The following is an 18,862-nucleotide window of genomic DNA, read 5'->3' on the forward strand; positions in this document are numbered from 1 at the left end:
GGGCAATGGTGCACATTGCTACCACTAGGGGTAACTTAGTTTGTAGTTTCATTTAATGGGGTCGCAATAAACTGGTAGCCTTGGCCGTAAATGGTCTGTATCCAGCAGGGGTTTTGTCGATTGTCATTGAGCTTTTTGCGCAGGTTCGCAATATGTGTATCGATTGCTCTGTCAGTAATGTCGGAAGCATTTGGCCATGCCTGAGTGATCAGCATATCCCGTGAGAAGACTTTTTTAGCGTTGCTGGCTAGTGTGTATAACAGCGCAAACTCAAGGCTTGTAAAACGGATGGCGGTATCGTTGAGTGTTACAGTATGGTATTCAGGGTCTATTTGTAACCCGTTAAAGTAAAGAACACGACCGTGTTTGGTGGGATGTAGTCTGTTTAATAGCGCTTTTACTCTGTACGTTAGCTCTCGCGGGCTAAATGGCTTACAGACATAGTCATCAGCTCCCAATCTGAACCCCTCTATGCGCTCAGCCTCTGTTTTTTTGGCCGACAATAAAATACTCGGGATATTGTGCTCAACGGCACTTTGCAACAGTTCAAGGCCACTGCCATCAGGCAACATAATATCCAGAATGGCTAAGTCAAAATCCTCTTTATACAACGCTTTTTTCGCAATTTCGTGGGTGGTTAAGTGAGTTACACAATAACCCGCGTGTTCAAGGTAAGCACTAACTATATCAGCAGTATCTTGCTCATCTTCGACATAAATAATACGTGTGTTTAACTTCATTGCACTAGAAATTTCCTGATCAGCGAGGCTTGCCACCGAGGGTGAAAAAACACCTGAGATTGTTCAACATCCATTCTAAAACAACCAAGGAGATTTACATACAAAATTTTGTTGTTTCAAGGGAGAAAGCAGTGGCAAAACGCAGTGAGCGGGTCACTTGTTTTGCACTACTTTTGCGGTCTTGCTGGGGAAGTTTCACGGACATCTGTCCCAAACCTTGAGCAAGTCAAGGGTTGTAGGGTGACCAAATCAACAGAAGAATAGCAAGAATCTCGCGAAACTAGGTAGCAGACACCCATCACAATATAGTTGCAAATTTGCGTGGGTGTCTGTGCTAATTCCTTCTTTTTATCACAGCGATTATTTATTGGTTTTGTGCATTATCTCATTGCCATTGCCATTGCCATTGCCATTGCCATTGCCATTGCCATTGCCATCATCTTCATCGTCTTCCTGTTCTGGGCGTTGATTTTCTACAAAAATAGTGGCGAGTAAAATAGTTACAACACAAGAAAGTAGAATACTTTTAGCGTAGGGGTAGCTTTTGTAAACCCAATTCCAGCTCCAGAAGGGTTTGGCCGTTGCTTCTGAGACGCCGAAGATATAGTCCATATTTCGAAACAAGTTTTCTACAAATGCGGCTAAGTCCACAACGATAAATAATATATAGATACCGTATAATAAAATATCAGCATAGGTAATGTATATCGCTCTCCAGTTATCGGGTTGGAAACGGCGCATAAATAATAAAGAATACATCACCCGTTTTCTTAGTATTAAAAGAACAGAGACATCAACAAAAAAGTGCATTAAATAGACCATAAAGTTCTTTTTGTACGCAGGGTCTTCTTGCATATAGATTTCTATTAATTCAAATAGACTAAACTCTATCAAGGTAAAGATAGATATAACGATGACAATGTGTACAATATTTACTTGATTTCTATAATAGACTACAAGAGCTGTCATTATAACGAGAGTTGCCACACCATAAAAAAAATCTGTATTTAGATGTATATACGACAACAACCCTGCAAACAGCAACGCTGTGACATAAAAGAGCCAAGACGTTTTCATGATTTGTTCCTTGCTGACCTTTACTGATTTAGTATTTTTTAATTTTTTCTTAGTATTAAGCAGATATGTTTATGCAGCCAGAGTGAGTAGTCTCCGAGTATAGTAAGTTCACCCTCTTTGATCTTCGTGTTGGTGTCCACCAGATCCTCCACTTATCTGTCGTAGATATTGATTGTTTTGTATCAACTTGGTTTCGTGACAAAAGCGATCTCCACGTGGTTCATCATGCTGATGTCCACCAGAGCCTCCATTTATCTGTCGTAGATATTGATTGTTTTGTAACAACTTGGTTTCGTGACAAAAGCGATCTCCACGTGGTTCATCATGCTGATGTCCGCCAGAACCTCCAGTAACCTGCTGTATACTTCGACAATCATGTATTAATTTGCTTTTACTTTGAATACAGTTGCTCTGTAGGTATTGGTACTGTCTTATAACTGAACTATCTGCTGTTTGGTCTATTGGTGTACTTATTATTGCTATATTTTTGGTATAGGTTTTGGTTATTTTTAAGCAATATTTTTTGCATTTAGAACGAATAAACAAGTTAATGTGGAGATTACGGTTTATTTTATCTGTAAAGTCCCTTATCACTTTAAAGCAAAAGGTTAGTATGCTTACTCTTACATTTTTGAATAGCTGCATGTTGATTTCCCTTCAGGATTATTTTCGGTGTTTTGGTTAGCACTACTTTATCGCGAAACACCAAAAATGAGAATCACTTGTTGCTTATGCTGTAAACAAGTGAAACTAAAGAGGTACTATTAACGAGTAGGTGTTAACACATCAAGGCTACTGACCTTTGGGGCTTTTACGTTTTTTTGCAGGAGAAGGACTTTCTCGCCATAGTTTTACGTCCTTCATTTTGGAGCGTAAATCCATAAAATAGTCTGTAATTGGGTTGACATCCATACCACAATAAGTACTCCACTCTAAAAAGTACTCGAATGAAAACTTTCGAATTCCTTTTTCATACTCTTCATAGGTTTGCCGCCGGATCCCTACTAAGTCAGCCATCTGCTGGGTGGTTTTATCAGCCGACATTCGCAGTCTTCGAAGATCATCACCTGTACACTTAAATCGGGTTCTGCCCACTCACTTAATCCTTTTTAATCGGGCTCGCGGATATGCGAAAGGTAAATTTTACGCCGTTACTGTTTCTATTTTGTAAAATCTGGATTGTAACTGCATGTACTAAATTTGCAAGTTTGTTTTACTTTAATGTTGCTAAAATGGTTCGGATTAATTTTAAGCTTCTGATTTTTATTTATTTGTATTTTTTTATTTTGTGAAATGTTCTGTTCGGCAGAATTTTCAGGCGAAGTTTTTGATAAGCTTAATTTCATAAACATAAGGGTTAGTTATTAAGGACATTATATGGATTATCTACGCCAGTATAACGATCTGCATATTTACTATGCGGCATTAAAAAAAGCGAGCATGAAGGAACCAGAAGTGCCTGAGTCAACGGTTAAGTGGCTATCACTTGTGGAAACGACGCTATTTGAGCTACAAGAGCTTGCGCACATGGAAAAAGCCTATATGCAGAAATCCAAAACGATGAGTAACTTAGTTGAGCTTGTTTATGCCAGCGCACCTACAAGGGATTGACGGTAATATATTTTCGGTGAAGGGGAGGGCCGGTTTTACTGGCATCCCCCTTTTTTAGATACTGTTTAATTCACCTTAGCACCCCTCCAAACACAGGCACCCACCACAATGTCGATGCAAATTGGCGTGGGTGTCAGAGTTAGAGTATGTTGCTGCTCTGTTACGCTTCAAATCCAGCGGCGAACTTTTCTACAGTATACTTCATATTCTGCACCAAACTTGGCGTGCATCATTCGCTCTTCGTACGGTATATACCATCTATCAGTTATTAAGAAGAAAGCAGCTGTCAGTAAAAAAGATGAAAGAGAGCCACCTAAAAGTATAGCAAAACCAAATATGGCGACAGTGAATCCAAGGTACATCGGGTTTCGAGTATATTTATAAATCCCACTTGCTACCAAGACCGTCGGTTCATCAAACGCCATAATGTTAGTCTCGAGTTTTTTGAATAACTTTTTACCTGTCATTGAAATGATAAAGCCAATACCAATAATAGATATGCCAATTAGGTTATATGGAAAACCGAATGAATGTGGGAAGCCTGCTGCCCAGCAAATAAGGCCCATAGCAATAATAAAAATTAAGAACAAAAATGGTGGTAACAGCATTTTCATCTAAGCACTCCTTTGATAAAGCTTGAGCATACAAGAATCATTTTATCAGTACCTTGACCTATGTTAAGCCTATCTCGCGACGAATACACGAGAGCGTAACATTCGTAATACCTAAATACATCGTAATACGGCGAAGGGCATACACTGACAGTCATCACTGAATGTATTTAGAAACGCCAAGTAACGCCCCTTCGCAGATAGTAAAATAAAGCCAGCCTCTCTCTTTTCTTTCTTCCACACTCAGTGTTTTAACATTTTGCGCACTAAGTCTCCCCAACTATTATTTAGCTTATACTTGCAAAAGCCCCGCCTTTTCTGACCAAGGATTTATTGCGTTCGTTGCCACTTTGATCAATATAAAAATACCGACTTACACCACAAAGAACAAAGCGGACATCGAGAGGAAAATCGCCATTTGAAAAGATGTACTCTTTTGAACAGCAGTGCCTACAACTAAAAAACACGAGCGCGGTGCTCATATCTGAAGAGCTTATAGTAGAATGTGTTATGTCGGCGTTTTATTCAGTGGTTGCAATAGTGTTACCTCTACTAAACAAACAAATTAAAAAGCACTACGCTTTATTCAGGTATGGGCAACCGTAGTACTTAAACGCTTTCATATCACGCTATATTGTTAAAACGCTAACTGTTGCGGATCACTTAATTAAGCGAATTGCTATAAAAGCGCTCTAACTTATCTAAAAAATCATGCAGCTTTTGATTCATTTCTTGATAGTCATGATTAAGTAATACCTCTGGTTCGTCGACAAATCGATAGTGAGACGCTTTAGTTAAGTCCTCATTTGCCATAAGTAATGCGACGACTTCTTTCGTTAACTCCATATGGCACTGGAAGCCATATACCAACTCTTGATAGGCGACAATTTGCCTTGGGCACCCCTCGCTATATGCAATTACTTGTGCTCCATTGGTAAGCCCTGGCATATCATTATGCCAATGACCCACATCCAATACTTGTCCAAAATGACTAAATAGCGTGTGTTGCATCCCGGCTTCTGTCAAGGTTATCGGGTATTTTCCGATTTCACGTTCAGGGCTAGGTTCAAATGTTGCTCCTAGTGCTTCACCAATAAGCTGGGCTCCTAAGCATATACCAAGCACAACTTTTCCTGCTGTAATGGAGCTTAAAATAATAGCTTGCTCACTTTTTGCATCGAAATGTGGGCATTGTTCAATCGTTGTTGACGGATCTTGAGGGCCGCCCATTACTATTAAAAAATCTATGTCTTCGATACTTTTTGGAAGTGATTCGGCTTGATAAACTCGTGAGTAGGTGATGGTGTGGCCGCGTTTTTCAGCCCATACTTCGTAGACACCGGGCGCTTCAAAATGTTCATGGATGATAAAGTGAATATTCATCTTTCAACCTTTCGATTAATGTAAGCCATAGATGTTATATCAAATTATCATGGCGTCATTTATAATAACTGACGTTTAATGTTGATAAGTCGCCAAAATGCAAGCAAATGACCTAATCAAAAACGCTCCGCATACACAATTCATAACAAAGACGATTAATATGGCGGCTGGTTATATTGATGACTTACACTGTCATTCGTGGCACCAAATCGTGTTTCCATTGCGAGGGCTACTACAGTCAAATATTGGGGATAAACGTAGCATAGTGCCTCACAATGGCATGCTTTACATACCTGCACATACAATTCATAAATCCATCGCAGTGACCAATACAACGTTTTTAGCGATTTACCTCAACCCTGAAAAGTATGTTCAATATGCGCAGCAACCTAAATCTTGTCAGGTCACACCCTTTATCAAAGCATTGATATTAATGCTGTTTGAAACCAATACGCACAAGCAACCACAAGCGAATATCACGCATTTATTGACGGTATTGCGAGATCAAATTGATGTGGCAACAAGTTATGAAATCCCTTTGCTCATTCCTGCTGATAAGCGGCTTTTATCCATTTTCTCCCAACTAAAAGCGCAGCCATATCTTTCATTTACGTTAAAGGAATGGGCAACTAAAGTGGGTGCTTCAGAGCGTACTTTGTCTCGATTATGCGCTAGAGAGTTTTCTCAATCATTTGCACGATGGCGGCAAAACATAAGGTTAGTGTTATCTTTGCAATTGTTGGACTCGCAAAAAACCATACAGGAAGTTGCCGTTGAGCTGGGCTATGCCTCTGACTCTGCTTTTGTCCAAGCTTTTAAGAAGCTATTCAACCAAACACCAAAAAAGTACCGTACTGATAACTTACAGTAAAACGCAGGCTGGCTTACTACATTGAGTAAAACTCCATCACCTTATGGTGTAAAGTGGCCATGCTTCATCAACTTTGCTTAGGGTTAAAGTATCTTGTCGCGTATTCTTTTAAGTTTTCTTCTTATTATGTAGTCTAACTGGGTTTTGATTAGTGGAGACATTTGCCGATGTTGCGAATTTTTTTATGTGCTAGCTTAGGGTTAGCACCAATAGTGGGGGTATCAGCCCAAGAGGTAATGACCCCAGAGAAGCTATGGCAAGTAAAGCGCGTAAGTGCACTTGGGTTATCTAAAGATAAAACACATGTGATTTACCGAGTTACTACACCAAGCGTTGAGAATAATGATTTTGATAGTAAAGTGTATCAAGTACCATTAAAAGGCGGCACTGCGCAGCTACTCACCGCTTATCAGGGAGTGCTATCAGATAACAATGTGTCACCTGATGGTAGCAAAAAGTTATTCCATGATAGCGTTAAAGTAGAGTCTGTTTTAGCCACAGATAGATACCAAGCATTAACTCAAGCCAATGCTTATGTATTTGACGATTTAAACTACCGTCATTGGGATACATGGAAAGATGGCAGCGTTAAACATGTTTTTTATCAAGACCTTATCACGGAAGAAAAAGTCGACATTATGAAAGGGATGCCTTTTGATAGTCCAACGTCACCATTTGGTGGCTCCAGTGACTACATTTGGGGCCCTAAAGGTGAGAATATCTACTATGTCAGTAAAAAACTGACCGGCACAGAGTATGTAACAAGCACCAACACTGATATTTATCGCTACAACTTAGCCAGTAAGAAAACCACAAACCTGACAGAGCAAAACTTAGGTTATGATAAAAGTCCTGAATTTTCGCCAACAGGCCAGCTTGCTTTTTTGCGTATGGATGAGCCTGGTAACGAAGCTGATAAAAACGACATAATTGTTAATCTGGGTGAAAGAGAAATAAACCTGACGGCACACTGGGATGGCACGGTGAGTAGCTTTGAATGGAGCCACGATGGTAAGCACATTTATTTTATCGCGCCAATAGACGGTACAATTCAGCTGTTTCAGGTTGCAGTAAATCGTAAAACAAAAGATAAGCCAAAAATTAAGCAGTTAACCAAGGGTATGTTTGATGTCAATGGCATCGTTGCAGCCTTGGATGGTCAGCTGGTGGTTACGCGAAATAGCATGAACCAAGCGAAAGAGATTTTCCGTTTTGATCTTAATAGCAAAAAGCTTGTCGCGCTAACCAACGTAAACGAAGCACTGTATGCAGGTCTTGATTTACCGAATGTTGAAAAACGAATGGTGAAGACAAAAGACGGTGAAGATATGCTAACGTGGGTGATCTATCCACCTAATTTTGATAAGCGCAAGCAATATCCAACCCTGTTATATCTACAAGGTGGTCCGCAGTCACCGTTGTCTCAGTTTTATTCATACCGCTGGAATTTCCAAGTGATGGCATCACAGGGCTACATTGTGGTGGCACCAAATCGTCGTGGTATGCCAGGTCATGGTGTGAAGTGGAATAAAGACATAAGCCAAGACTGGGGTGGCAAGGTAATGCAAGACTACCTTGATGCGATAGATAATGTGGCTAAAGAATCTTACGTTGACAACAAACGAATTGCAGCTATTGGTGCAAGTTTTGGTGGTTACTCTGCATTTTACTTAGCTGGTAAACATGAAGGGCGATTTAAAACCTTTATCTCTCACTGTGGTATTTTTGACTTACGCAGTATGTATGGCACAACGGAAGAAATGTTCTTCGTGAACAATGAACTTGGTGGTGCGTATTGGGAGAAAAATAACGCGGCAATCAACAAGGCTTACGCGCAATTTAATCCAATCAGCTATGTCGACAAATGGGATGCTCCCATGTTTGTGATCCATGGTGGTAAAGACTACCGAGTTCCTCTAAGCCAAGGCATGCAAGCTTTTCAGGCAGCTAAATTACGTGGACTAAAAAGCCGTTTCTTATATTTCCCTGAAGAAAACCACTGGGTACTGACACCGCAAAACGGCATAGTATGGCAGCGCGAATTCTTCAAGTGGTTAGATGAGACACTATAGTCAATATAACAATCATCATTGATTGAATAATAAAACTGTACGCGGAATAGCAACGTCTTTGAGTCGTTGTTATTCCGATACAAAAACAGGCGGTTAATGTTGTATCTGCGACTTTTAATCGTAATCTTCGTAATTAAGAAACTTACTCTCCAATAAAAAAATGCTGTCAAAAACCTTGCTACGGCAGTGTGCTATCAACAAGATAGCTATCCCATATAGACAAAGTAAAAGTGTCGCTAACAAGCAACCTTTATCGCAATGCTTGAGTTGGACCAATCTATTTGAGTCCAATGAGTTTAACTTTCAGGTGTTATCAACCTATGTAAATGAAGTAGGTAATGAAGCGCGCTACAGTGTAATCACTGAAAACAAATAGGGTGATTAGCATATGATTAAACAGATATTTTTGATTTTTATTTTGACGATTGGCAGTTTTACTTCGGCGGCAAACGCATCTAATGAGCACACAGTATTAATCGTACTAACCAGCCATGATCAACTTGGCACTACGGGGCGAAAAACAGGGTTTTGGCTCCCTGAATTAACACACCCATATTACCGTTTAAAAAAGGCTAATATCAACGTGGATATTGCCAGCATTAAAGGTGGCCTTGCACCAATAGATGCAAAAGCATTGGCTGAGCCGGACGATTACCATCAGGTTTTTTTAAATGACGCGGAGTTAATGACTAAGGTGATCAATACGATCCCACTAAACCAAATAGATGCAAATGAATATGATGCGGTAATTTTTAGTGGCGGATCTGGGCCTATGTGGGATTTCCCTGACAATCGTGATGTTGCGCGTGTCGCTTCCGATATTTTAAATAAAAATGGAGTACTTGCTGCTGTTTGTCATGGTGTAGCAGCGATCACGAATGTTAAACTTGCGAACGGAGATTATTTAGTTAAAGGTAAGCGGGTTACAGGGTTTAGCAATCAAGAGGAAAGTGATTTAGGGACAACGGATATCGTCCCATTTCTATTGCAAAACCGGCTTATCGAACGTGGCGGTATTTACTCCTCATCAGCTGCATGGCAAACCAATGTAATAGAAGATGGTCAGTTAATTACGGGACAAAACCCAGCATCAGCAACACTGCTCGCAGAGAGAGTTATCGCGAAGCTAAAAGCAAATAATTGACGCAGCCTGCGGGATTTACTAAAGGCTCACAACTTTGTGTTCAACAGAAAGTAGCCTGTGTGGCGACAAGTCTTGTTAAGCTAGTTGAGTTTCAAGTGAGTTGGCAGCTATAGCGTATATAAATCGTAGGCATACTCGAGTAATCTGAGCTTCGGATGAGGGATGTCTTTTTTAACACGTTTGGTTTGGCGCTACTTCCATTTTCAAAAACAACGAGCTAACTTACTCATAGTCCCAGTCTCAGGTTAAACAGTTCACAGGAATAGGAAAATAAAAAATGTATAAAAGGATAATGAGCGCGCTTTGGATGTTGTTGGCTGTGCAGAGCCAAGCTGCAGAAGAGGCGTTGACAATAGACAGTGTAGTACCAAGTCATATGGAGCTGGCCTTTCCAAACGATGCTAAGGTGTATCCAGACAGCAGTGATTTTACAGTGCTTAACGCTGTGCTGATGAGTAATGATAGCGGTGAACGATTTGCAACAGTTACCCTTAAAAACCAATCAAGTGGACGGCGCACATTAACGCACAAACACCTGTTAGCATTGACGGCAAATGGTCAACGGATCATGCCTATGGAGCTTTCAGAGCACTTTAATGGTGGGGAAACCCTCTCGTTAACGTTATCGTTTGGTGAGAGTAAATTCCCATTGCTCCAAGTTTACACAAGAAATTAGTTTCGACCCTACCTGAGGCTAATTTAATTCGCGGGTTATAGATGTAAGCTAGCCATTTCATAGGCCAATTATTGCGTAATTGAGAGTGGCGTCTGCGCAGCGATATTCATTCCTACAAGATAAGAATGCTTACGCACTTGAGACACAAGCACGTAAGGTTAAACTTATAGATTAAAAATGGCAATAAAGCGCTTGATTGATCAACCTTACGTGCGCAAATTAAATTTTTGCACCAGTTGCGCCAGTGTTGCTGCTTGAGTACTCAGAGCCTCACCAGAGCGTGCGGCAACTTGAGTGTCTTGCAGTGAGTTTCGGCTTGATTCTTCAATATGCGAAACATCACGCGCCATTTCACTTGCCACAACTGACTGCTCTTCTGTTGCTGTTGCAATAGATTGGATCATGGAAGCAATTTCTGAGGCACTTTTCACGATTTCTCCAAGTTGAGAGCCAGCGGCTTCGGCCATCACGACACTTTGCTCTACTTGGCTGACGCTACTTTGCATTGAGTTGACCGCGTGATCAGTTTGTTGCTGTATTGACTGTACTGTCGAAACGACTTCCTCAGTGGCTTGTGAAGTGCGTTCCGCTAAGGTTCTAACTTCATCTGCTACGACAGCAAAGCCTCGTCCTTGCTCTCCAGCTCTCGCTGCTTCTATGGCTGCATTAAGCGCGAGCAAGTTAGTTTGCTCGGCAATACTACCTATGACACCTATCACATTACCAATTTGGCTGCTCAGCTCTCCAAGGCTAGTAACATTGCCTGCGGTGTTTTGTACGTCCTTTGACGCTGCTCTTATCTTGTCTATTGTTTCGCCGACAGATTTACCGCCTTGGCTAGCAAGAGAGCGAGCTTGCTCTGCATGCCCAGCTGCAATTTGACTTTGTGCTGCCACTTCCGACACTGTGGCACTCATTTCTTCAATTGCGGTAGCCACTTGGGTTGATTGATCTGAAGATGTTTGGCTTCGCACAGCTATCTGATTATTTGTTTCAGCAATACAATGGCTAGAGGTACGCACCTCACCGACAACTTTGCTAATTTCTTTTAGAAGGTGGTTAAGGGAGGCTGCCATTTTATTTGTTGATGTTGCCAAGCTGTCTATTTCATCCTGGTTTTGATGAATAATATCAGGTTGAGAAATATCTCCATTACTGACACGCTCAGCAATTTCTAGTACCTGATTTAATCTAGTGATAATAGATTTATTTAATGAGTGAGCAATTACTATGCCTAATATCGCGGCAATTATACAAATAGTAATAATAATCAAAAGCGTTGAGTTTAATCCATTAACCAACTGGTCGAGAGATTGAGTCGCATCGTCTCGTTCCTCAGTTGCAGAGACAGTTAATATTTTTTTCAAAGGTTGGAGATAGTTTTTGTCTGCGAGCTGAATAGCACGGGTGCTGCTTTGTGCATTACCGTTGCTGGCGAAAATCGTGGCATCTATCTGTTTATTGTATTGAGACATCAAGCGCATAATCTCAGCCATTTTTTGTCGGTCAGATGCTTTGGCCGATTCATAGAAATACAAGGTTTCATGTGTTTCTTTAAAGTCTTCTAATAACTTATTAAACTGCTGCTTTTTACTCAGATCACCATTCGCATATTCCAGTGCAGATGCCTCAAGTCTATGACCTATATCCAATAATTTGTTGTAATAGATCATACCGGGTAGATCATCATTTTTGATCTCAAGTGCGAGCGTTGTTTCAGTCGACACTTTAAACCATACGAAAATACTTGATAGTGTCATGAGTAAAATCAGAGTACCAAATGCGAAATAGAGTTTTTTACTTAGCTTCATTGTTACAACCAGAGAGTAGAGAGTCTTTATTGAGATAAATTATTTTTATGTGCACTGTAATTAGTTTTTAGTAAAGCTGCGGTTTCATGGCATTTAATCGTAACGAATTGTTATGATTAAATGCCATCGAGGAAAATGAGATAGGCCAGTTAGACATACCGGAGTATTTCATTTTTAGATATATAGCACGCAGCGTAAAGAGGCATTTTGCACTGATTTACTTATACACTGGATTGAGGGTTATTGCATTATTTATTGCGCTTAGTTGAATTTTATTTGACGTGAATCAGCCATTTAAAAGGCGAATTTATGGATGTGAAAACCCGTTGAGACGAATAAGAATAATTGTTGATAAGGAGAGGTGCGGTGGCTTTAACCGCACTTAATTTGCTAACGTTTTAGCTTAAATCTTTGAACTAACTCCGATAGCGCTTTAGCTTGTTGGTTTAGTTCTTTGGCCGAATGCGCAGCGACTTGAGTATCATTCAATGAACTTTGGCTAGATTGCTCTATGTGAGCAATATCTTTTGCCATTTCACTGGCCACAACAGATTGTTGCTCAGTTGCTGTTGCAATAGATTGAATCATCGTTGCGATTTCCGATGCGCCTTTTACTATGTCTTCTAATAGCGAACCGGCTTTTTCAGCCATAGTAACGCTTTGCTCAACCTGTGCAACGCTGCTTTCCATTGAGGCTACGGCATGCTCCGTCTGTGTTTGGATAGATTGAACAGTTGACACTACTTCATCGGTGGCTTTGGATGTTCTTTCTGCTAATGTCCTTACTTCGTCTGCGACCACGGCAAAACCCCGTCCTTGCTCACCTGCACGAGCAGCTTCTATGGCTGCATTCAACGCCAGTAGATTCGTCTGCTCTGCGATACTACCGATCACACTTATTACATTACCAATTTGATTACTAAGCTCTCCTAGGTTGGTTACATTATCAGCGGTGTTTTGTACATTACTTGATGCTTCTTTTATTTTAGTTATGGTTTGACCAACCGAGTCGCCACCTGCACTGGCTGAAACTCTGGCTTGATCTGCATGCCCCGCAGCGACTTGGCTTTGCGAGGCTACTTCAGAAACCGTTGCGCTCATTTGCTCAATTGCAGTTGCGACCTGTGTAGATTGCTCTGACGCGCTTTGGCTTCTATTTGCTATCTGGCTATTAGTATCCGAGATTTCATTACTGGAGACTTGCACATCGTGAACCACTTTAGTGATAGCCACAAGTAGAGTATTCAGCGATGCTGACATTTTGTTTGTGGCATCCGCAAGACCGTCAATTTCATCAACACCGTCGTGACTAATATCTGGTTGGGATATATCTCCTTCGCTGATCCGTTCAGCCACTTCCAGTACCTTGTTCAATCTAGAAACAATTGATTTGCTGATGAAAAATGCAATGGTTGCACCGAATATTGCGGCAATCAATGTGATCAGAATGATGATAAGTAGCGTGGTATTTAATCCATCTACTAGCAAGTCGAGTGCGCTTTCTGCATCGTGGCGCTCTTCCTCAGATGAAACACTGAGAATTTTTGCAAGCTCGACCAATAAGCTGTTGTCGAGCTGCTGAAGGCTAGCTACTGCACGAGCTTTTGCACCGCCGTCATACTCGCTAAATATGTACTCCGCTTCTTTTTGAATTTCATCATACATTGACTCAATGGTTGCAATGTCTTTTACTTCGTTTGCTTTTTGTTCAAGTGGTTTGAGTTTTGCGAGATAATGCTTGAAACTATCAGAATCTTCCTTAAATTCTGCTTTTGCTCCCGCTTCACCCATGGTGTAGGCAATAATTGCCGCGAGCATATCGCCTGATTCATCGACTAACTCAAGGTAGTAGCGCACGCCAGGTAAATCATCGCTGAGGGATTCCTGTAAATTGGTAGACTGCAGCGCATCATTGAATTCTTGCTCTTTGGCTTTGTCTAAAATGGACTCTAAATCTTCACCTATGGTTTGTTTGAGCTTATAGACGCGGCTTTTGATCCGTTCGTGAGATGTGGGATCATAGGAATCGAATACCTGGCGGTTAACTTTTTCGTGAAATTGAGTCATGGTATTTAAGATTATTGCCATTTTTTCCCGATCAGATTGCTTGGCTGACTCGTACTTGTACAGCTCCTGCTGAGTTTGCTTAAATTGAGCAAATAACTGGTTGAAATCGCTTTTTTTACTAATGTCGCCGTTGATGTATTCAAGCGCTGATGTTTTGAGCTTATGCTCTATATCGATGAGTTTGTTATATAACAATATACCGGGTAAGTCGTCATTTTTAACTTCTAATGCTCGAGCTGTTTCGGTTGAAACTTTAACCCAAACAAATGCGCTCGAACAAGTCATTAGCAGTATTAATGCGCCGAACGCTACAAAGAGCTTTTTACTTAAATTCATAACACACCTATTTGGTAGATAGCGTGCTTTTCCTTGCCCGTAGAGTTATCGTTCAATGAGCCTAAGTCAAAAATGAGCATAGATATGTCACCTTTGTACGATCAGCTGCCGATCCAGCGAAACGATATTGTGGTTGGTTAAAAATCGAGGTTTGCATAACTAACCGATTTCAATCCCAGATTAAATAATAGTTTAAAAAGTCAAATAGGCTAAAATTAAAAGTAGCTCCGCTGTGTTGTGAAACAGTGAGAACCCTACCTCACCTAAAGGCTACAGAGGCTTTTACTGCTACGGTACTCGCATTACCAGCCCCACATTCATTGCGCTTGGTAACCAAACGGCTAGCTGTGAATGGAGCGTTTGTACAGCCACATTGGTGTGATGAGCACAGGAGCTTATTGCATCTCGTAAGCGCAGAGGCTTAGTTTGTAGATGGAGTAAAAAGTCTGCTTGCCAATCGCTTATCGTGCAAGCCTTGATACGGTATTGCTGTCGAGACACTGTAATATGCGTCTGCATTGGCTCTGGTATCGTGTATGGTGTAGATTGCTCAAGTTGCGCAATAAGTGGTAGCAGGGGGTAGTCGGTATGAATAAGCTGTGCTGATTCTGGCACTGCGATAGTAAAGTCCTCCGCTATCCCACACAGTAGCTCTATTTCATTTATTGCTGGGGTGGGCAGGGCGGTTTCTGGTCCGGGTTTTAGTAGAGCTTGTGCTTTTGCTCGCTCAAACTTGGCAAGCTCTGCGGGTATACTCAGCATCGCTTGCTGATGAGCGGAAAAATCTCCAATGGGTTTTGTTTGCCTCAGAAAGTCAGCGAAGCGCCCGCCAAGCTGGTGCAGTGTCCAAGACTCTGAGGGGAGGCTGACGATGAAAGCTTTGGCGAATGTTTCAAACACTTCCTCTCCCATAAATTGGTTAAGCAGCGCAAACTCGCCCTTTAGGCATTCGACCAACCGCATCACATAGCCTGCTGCATAGATGTCGACTCTTCTCATCGCCCCCAATTTTTTCGTACTTTTTATACAGTCATGTAGCATTACACCATGAGGGTTGGCTGCGATATTTAGCTTTTGTTCTAGGTCGCCTCGCACCATTAAAACTGTGCTAAGCCACTGCTGAGTTTGCGTTAAATCTGGCGTTTTCATTTGATTAATTCTGCTCTGTCATTAACGATTGGAGTTGAAATGGCGTTAAGGGTGGTGCCAGTCTCTTGTTCTGGAATGTGTCCAGCAAGCACTGATTTTGCTTTGTTTAACTCATCCACAAGTTCACCAAAGCTTGGGATATTGGCATCCCATTCAAGCAAAGTAGACACACCACCGGTTAAATGTTGCGCCAGTTGATAGAGTTGCCAAACTCTTGCGGGTACTGGATGATCATGAGTGTCTATTAAATAATCACCGCAGTCACTAGGACCTGCTAGATGGAGTTGGACAATGTGTTGATGAGGGAGCTGACGAATAAAAGCTTCAGCGTCAAACCCGTGATTGAAACTACTCACAAAAACGTTATTTACATCCAGCAGCATACCGCAGCCAGTTGCTTTGACTAACTCACTAAAAAACTCGCTTTCAGTGAGGGTCGAGTGTTGAAATTCAAGATATGTTGATGGATTCTCAAGTATTAAAGGGCGCTCTAAAAAACTCTGTACTTGGTCAACACGCTTGATAACGTGTTGCAGGCTTTCGTCAGTGAGTGGCATTGGCAGTAAATCGTGGCTATTTAGGCCTGCAATACCTGTCCAGCATAAATGATCAGAAATAAGCTGCGGCTTGACATACTCACCCAACGCTTTAAGTTTACCCAAGTATTCAAGATTGAGTGGATCGCTACTACCTATGTTCATTGATACACCATGCATCACGAGTGGATATTGCTCCTTGAGTTGAGCAAGCACATGCCGACCATAGCCGTGATTATCAATATAGTTTTCACTGATGATTTCAAACCAGTCTACACCAAGTGATACTTCGCGCGCTAAGTGAGACATAATAACGGGGTAGTGTTGGCTGCGAAGGCCAACACCAAATCCTAAGTTGGTTAATTGTTGTGTAGCGGACGCAGCAAACTGCTGTGTCCGGATTGGATTTTTCATACTCGCTCCCAATCAAGTTGATGGAGGCAGTGCAAGGCGAATATCTGAAGGCTCTGGTTTATCCATGGGCGTATTATCCTCTTTCAACAATCCATTGGCATTACAGTAAGCCTGCCATGCAATATCGTATACAGCGTCCCCTTTTTTGTAGGGCATAAAATCTTCGTTTTGACCTTTTGTATTTTTGTATTTAATCGGCGAGAAGGTGTTATCTTTTAAGTCAAACTTAAATAGCTGCATCTCGTATTCATTGTCTTCACCAGAAAGCTCTGGGAATAGTTGAGAAGCAGAGATAGGTACTGCGCAGCCGCCCAAGTTGTTACACTTGTTATCAGCAGGCGCACTTTTTGGCCCAGTCGATACACTCCCCCCACAGCTGCCGCCTGCGGTTGTACTATGCACAAAACCACAGCCACCTTGAGCTTTACAATCGTTACTGCCCTTACAGCTATGATAAACCTCAGGAGGTGGTAAGTTGTCTGCACCAATGTCGGTGTAACTCATCCCTTGGCAGGCATGGTAGAGGGTATTTGGATCTTGTGCTTTAATCCCTGTAACTAAATCAGGTGCAATTCCAGTTGTTGCCCAACAGATAGAAATTCTATCGCCAGAGCCACCCATCGCAGGACCTGGAAATTCATTGGTTTTACCTGACCAATAGCGGTCAAGTGCTGTGGTTAACCCTTTAATCGTACCCACTGCAGATTGACTAAATAATTGGTGCGTATTACCAATATTGGATGTCAGTTTTAAGTTATTTAGTGCTTTAACAACGCTGGTTACACAAGGTAGATTTGGGTTGGCTTTAGCCGCTTTATCACCACCTTTGGGATCCAACAATGCCTCGTTCCAGCTATTCCCCTCAGCAAACCAAGTCGGCCAAGTGATGTAGCGCTCGTTTGACTTGTTTGCAGGCTTTTCAAATTCGACGATGAGCTTCATCGTATCTGTAAAAATCTGAAAGTGGTCTTTGTACTTGTTGGTGATCCGTGCACATGCTGACCCTGAAATTGGGCCCTCTTCGGGGCTTGCAGGATAATCCGCTTTCAATGCTTCCGCGCTAGGTTGAAACTTCTCTTCTACGGTACTGAGATGGGTATCATCAGCTTTAGCCGCTTTTGCTGCCAGTAAAGTTTGTGCCCACTTTTCATCAGCCCAGCGTTTGCATATCATGTCAGCTACACCATCGCCTTCTCCTTGATCGGTAATGGCATTCACGTTATTCATTAGTGCTTCTTTTAATGCAGTGTGATCTTCTTGAACGTAAAGTGAGCCCTTAATTCCAGGGAATTGCGCCTTGTAATCTTTATTACCGGGGCGTTCATTAAAATAGTCACGCTGAATGGTCGCGTAGTCGAGCAAGCTCGTGCCATCATCATATTGGATCTGAATGTAATCCCAATAGCAGAGGTACATGTGTCCAATCGAACCAAATAGCGGTAGGTTATTTTCGGTGTAATCTGGCTTCCACCAATCAAAGGGAGCTTGCTCAAAATATTTTGGTCTTGTGGTGTTCTCATTCACTTTAACACATGAGTTCTCAATAATTTTTTTGGCGTTTTCTTCCGTTTCCTCAATCAACATAAAGAGTAGTGTTTGCTCTTTGTTAAGTTCTGTGGCATTGACACGGAGATCCTTTAACGTCTTGTTTGGAAAGAGCTGTTTAAAATAAGCCTGAACTTCAGGGCTGAGCTTAGACAAGTCATCGCTACAATCGGCAAAGTCTAAAATATGAGGGATACCACTTTGGTTGTTATAGCACTTCCAGCCATACTGTTCATCAATTAGCGCTGGGCTGGTAAAACTTGGTGTTAGACCCAGCTTACTTGCCATGTTTGAGGCAAGTTGTAAGTGCAACATCTCTTCGATAAAAACACTATACACGCCGTTAAACACTTGTTGGTTCACAGAAAGTTCAAAAGCGTTCTTTTGGTTGTTTGGGTCATCATCATCACCCACCAAAGTATCGATATCAAATAGGGGCTTAAGCTCTACGTCGTAGCCTTTGTTTAGGCGGTGCTCTGGAATATATCCCGCTGTTGGGCTAAGTCCAGGCCAGTAGCGACCGGGGTATAGATCTGACGGATCTGCAATTTGGTGAGTTCCTTGAATTGAATAAAGTCCTGTCATGTAAAGTGGGATGGTAAAGAGTTCAACATTAATTGCAGCCTGTGCAATTGCTCTCAAACAGGATAAATCAGCAGCTTTATACTGACTATCACGGGCTTTAATTTGTTGCTTTTGGGCATTACTTAGCATCGCGCCGGCATCAATTTCTTCTTTTACTTCAACAACAGATTGATCCGTTTTGTTTTGCACATTCATGGTTTGCTCCTTTGTGACGGTGAATGTTGTGCAATACCA

The 18,862-nt window shown here is 41.6% G+C and carries 16 protein-coding genes; 5 read left to right on the forward strand and 11 right to left on the reverse strand.

Annotated features, from left to right (window positions below; genetic code table 11):
- Positions 1-35 precede the first annotated feature (35 nt).
- From HUZ36_RS10325 to HUZ36_RS10340, 4 genes are all read right to left on the reverse strand, one after another.
- Positions 36-740 (reverse strand): response regulator transcription factor, encoded by a 705-nt coding sequence (locus tag HUZ36_RS10325; protein WP_176032777.1) that lies wholly within the window; start codon positions 738-740, stop codon positions 36-38.
- Positions 741-1,100: 360 nt separating this feature from the next.
- Positions 1,101-1,817: a hypothetical protein gene (locus HUZ36_RS10330; RefSeq protein WP_176032778.1), complete on the reverse strand. Its 717-nt coding sequence runs from the start codon at positions 1,815-1,817 to the stop codon at positions 1,101-1,103.
- Positions 1,818-1,925: 108 nt separating this feature from the next.
- Complete coding sequence (locus HUZ36_RS10335; protein ID WP_176032779.1) at positions 1,926-2,462, reverse strand: hypothetical protein; 537 nt, start codon at positions 2,460-2,462, stop codon at positions 1,926-1,928.
- A gap of 147 nt (positions 2,463-2,609) precedes the next feature.
- Positions 2,610-2,912: a helix-turn-helix domain-containing protein gene (locus HUZ36_RS10340; RefSeq protein WP_147391086.1), complete on the reverse strand. Its 303-nt coding sequence runs from the start codon at positions 2,910-2,912 to the stop codon at positions 2,610-2,612.
- 282 nt (positions 2,913-3,194) lie between these two features.
- Between HUZ36_RS10340 and HUZ36_RS10345 the strand changes: the two genes are divergently transcribed.
- Positions 3,195-3,428, forward strand: coding sequence for a hypothetical protein (locus tag HUZ36_RS10345; protein WP_176032780.1), 234 nt, complete (start codon positions 3,195-3,197; stop codon positions 3,426-3,428).
- Between the two features lie 167 nt (positions 3,429-3,595).
- Here HUZ36_RS10345 and HUZ36_RS10350 read toward each other — a convergent pair whose 3' ends face one another.
- Together HUZ36_RS10350 and HUZ36_RS10355 are read right to left on the reverse strand one after the other, a co-directional pair.
- Positions 3,596-4,042, reverse strand: coding sequence for a methyltransferase family protein (locus HUZ36_RS10350; RefSeq protein ID WP_176032781.1), 447 nt, complete (start codon positions 4,040-4,042; stop codon positions 3,596-3,598).
- A gap of 660 nt (positions 4,043-4,702) precedes the next feature.
- Positions 4,703-5,422: a type 1 glutamine amidotransferase gene (locus HUZ36_RS10355; protein WP_176032782.1), complete on the reverse strand. Its 720-nt coding sequence runs from the start codon at positions 5,420-5,422 to the stop codon at positions 4,703-4,705.
- A 160-nt stretch (positions 5,423-5,582) separates the two neighbouring features.
- Between HUZ36_RS10355 and HUZ36_RS10360 the strand changes: the two genes are divergently transcribed.
- The 4 genes from HUZ36_RS10360 to HUZ36_RS10375 all read left to right on the forward strand — a co-directional run bounded on the left by HUZ36_RS10360 (position 5,583) and on the right by HUZ36_RS10375 (position 10,185).
- A complete protein-coding gene (locus HUZ36_RS10360) occupies positions 5,583-6,293 on the forward strand; it encodes an AraC family transcriptional regulator (protein ID WP_252095694.1) in 711 nt (236 codons plus the stop codon).
- A 167-nt stretch (positions 6,294-6,460) separates the two neighbouring features.
- A complete protein-coding gene (locus tag HUZ36_RS10365; RefSeq protein WP_176032784.1) occupies positions 6,461-8,365 on the forward strand; it encodes a S9 family peptidase in 1,905 nt (634 codons plus the stop codon).
- A gap of 388 nt (positions 8,366-8,753) precedes the next feature.
- Positions 8,754-9,509, forward strand: coding sequence for a type 1 glutamine amidotransferase domain-containing protein (locus HUZ36_RS10370; RefSeq protein WP_176032785.1), 756 nt, complete (start codon positions 8,754-8,756; stop codon positions 9,507-9,509).
- A gap of 277 nt (positions 9,510-9,786) precedes the next feature.
- The gene (locus tag HUZ36_RS10375; protein WP_128730637.1) at positions 9,787-10,185 is read left to right on the forward strand and encodes a hypothetical protein; all 399 of its coding nucleotides are present in this window, start codon (positions 9,787-9,789) and stop codon (positions 10,183-10,185) included.
- Between the two features lie 206 nt (positions 10,186-10,391).
- Here HUZ36_RS10375 and HUZ36_RS10380 read toward each other — a convergent pair whose 3' ends face one another.
- The 5 genes from HUZ36_RS10380 to HUZ36_RS10400 form a co-directional block, all read right to left on the reverse strand.
- On the reverse strand, positions 10,392-11,996 hold the full coding sequence (locus HUZ36_RS10380; RefSeq protein WP_176032786.1) for a methyl-accepting chemotaxis protein: 1,605 nt from the start codon (positions 11,994-11,996) through the stop codon (positions 10,392-10,394).
- Positions 11,997-12,386: 390 nt separating this feature from the next.
- On the reverse strand, positions 12,387-14,399 hold the full coding sequence (locus HUZ36_RS10385; RefSeq protein ID WP_176032787.1) for a methyl-accepting chemotaxis protein: 2,013 nt from the start codon (positions 14,397-14,399) through the stop codon (positions 12,387-12,389).
- Between the two features lie 288 nt (positions 14,400-14,687).
- The gene (locus HUZ36_RS10390) at positions 14,688-15,548 is read right to left on the reverse strand and encodes an HvfC/BufC N-terminal domain-containing protein (RefSeq protein WP_176032788.1); all 861 of its coding nucleotides are present in this window, start codon (positions 15,546-15,548) and stop codon (positions 14,688-14,690) included.
- A complete protein-coding gene (gene bufB, locus HUZ36_RS10395) occupies positions 15,545-16,498 on the reverse strand; it encodes an MNIO family bufferin maturase (RefSeq protein ID WP_176032789.1) in 954 nt (317 codons plus the stop codon). Before bufB ends, HUZ36_RS10390 begins: the two co-directional genes overlap by 4 nt.
- A 12-nt stretch (positions 16,499-16,510) precedes the next feature.
- The gene (locus tag HUZ36_RS10400) at positions 16,511-18,823 is read right to left on the reverse strand and encodes a ferritin-like domain-containing protein (protein WP_176032790.1); all 2,313 of its coding nucleotides are present in this window, start codon (positions 18,821-18,823) and stop codon (positions 16,511-16,513) included.
- Positions 18,824-18,862 lie beyond the last annotated feature (39 nt).

It is taken from the genome of Pseudoalteromonas sp. McH1-7 (assembly GCF_013366255.1).
Taxonomy (GTDB): domain Bacteria; phylum Pseudomonadota; class Gammaproteobacteria; order Enterobacterales; family Alteromonadaceae; genus Pseudoalteromonas; species Pseudoalteromonas peptidolytica.

Coding starts and splice junctions, on each gene's coding strand:
- HUZ36_RS10375 (WP_128730637.1), top strand. CDS start 9,787: ATGTATAAAAGGATAATGAGCGCGCTTTGGATGTTGTTGGCTGTGCAG.
- HUZ36_RS10355 (WP_176032782.1), bottom strand. CDS start 5,422: ATGAATATTCACTTTATCATCCATGAACATTTTGAAGCGCCCGGTGTC.
- HUZ36_RS10385 (WP_176032787.1), bottom strand. CDS start 14,399: ATGAATTTAAGTAAAAAGCTCTTTGTAGCGTTCGGCGCATTAATACTG.
- HUZ36_RS10335 (WP_176032779.1), bottom strand. CDS start 2,462: ATGCAGCTATTCAAAAATGTAAGAGTAAGCATACTAACCTTTTGCTTT.
- HUZ36_RS10370 (WP_176032785.1), top strand. CDS start 8,754: ATGATTAAACAGATATTTTTGATTTTTATTTTGACGATTGGCAGTTTT.
- HUZ36_RS10365 (WP_176032784.1), top strand. CDS start 6,461: ATGTTGCGAATTTTTTTATGTGCTAGCTTAGGGTTAGCACCAATAGTG.
- HUZ36_RS10390 (WP_176032788.1), bottom strand. CDS start 15,548: ATGAAAACGCCAGATTTAACGCAAACTCAGCAGTGGCTTAGCACAGTT.
- HUZ36_RS10350 (WP_176032781.1), bottom strand. CDS start 4,042: ATGAAAATGCTGTTACCACCATTTTTGTTCTTAATTTTTATTATTGCT.
- HUZ36_RS10330 (WP_176032778.1), bottom strand. CDS start 1,817: ATGAAAACGTCTTGGCTCTTTTATGTCACAGCGTTGCTGTTTGCAGGG.
- bufB (WP_176032789.1), bottom strand. CDS start 16,498: ATGAAAAATCCAATCCGGACACAGCAGTTTGCTGCGTCCGCTACACAA.
- HUZ36_RS10360 (WP_252095694.1), top strand. CDS start 5,583: ATGGCGGCTGGTTATATTGATGACTTACACTGTCATTCGTGGCACCAA.
- HUZ36_RS10400 (WP_176032790.1), bottom strand. CDS start 18,823: ATGAATGTGCAAAACAAAACGGATCAATCTGTTGTTGAAGTAAAAGAA.
- HUZ36_RS10380 (WP_176032786.1), bottom strand. CDS start 11,996: ATGAAGCTAAGTAAAAAACTCTATTTCGCATTTGGTACTCTGATTTTA.
- HUZ36_RS10345 (WP_176032780.1), top strand. CDS start 3,195: ATGGATTATCTACGCCAGTATAACGATCTGCATATTTACTATGCGGCA.
- HUZ36_RS10325 (WP_176032777.1), bottom strand. CDS start 740: ATGAAGTTAAACACACGTATTATTTATGTCGAAGATGAGCAAGATACT.